Source organism: Candidatus Aquicultor sp. (assembly GCF_054640775.1).
Genome location: NZ_JBTSLF010000270.1, coordinates 2,549 through 3,040, shown reverse-complemented (window position 1 = coordinate 3,040; position 492 = coordinate 2,549). Strand labels below are relative to the sequence as shown.

Genomic DNA, 492 nt, shown 5'->3' with positions numbered 1-492 from the left:
AAGATACCCATGCAGTTTGGCCCGACCAGGCGCAACCCATGTTTTTTGGCAATCTCGACCACCCTTTCTTGTAAGCTTTTCCCCTCTTCCCCCAACTCGGCAAAACCGGCGGCATGAATGACGACAAATTTAATCTTTTTTCGAGCGCATTCGGCCACCATTTTTTCCACCGCTGCTGCCGGGATAGCGGCAATGGCCAAGTCGATGGGTTCGGTGATATCGGTCAGGGAAGGGTAACAGGGGATCCCGTCCAACTCAGTACAACTTCGGCTTACCGGGTATTTTTTCCCGGGATAGCCTTGGGCCTGAATTTTCCACCAGATAAACCCGCCTCCCCGGCCCGGATCACGGGAAATTCCAATGACTGCCAGGGAACGGGGCTTGAAAAGGAGATCAAGGTCAGGGGATTCTTTGGTCTGGTCTTTTGTTTCCAAGGGGGCTCCTCTTAAACTCAAAAAAGTTATATGATCTTGTCCGGGTTCAATAGATAAT

General features: G+C 51.0%; 1 protein-coding gene. It reads right to left on the bottom strand.

All coding sequences use genetic code 11. The annotated features are described in order from the left end of the window. On the bottom strand, positions 1–434 hold a 434-nt coding region (locus ACYC56_RS13975), incomplete at its 3' end, for a CoA-binding protein (RefSeq protein WP_461374785.1). Positions 435–492: the final 58 nt, after the last annotated feature.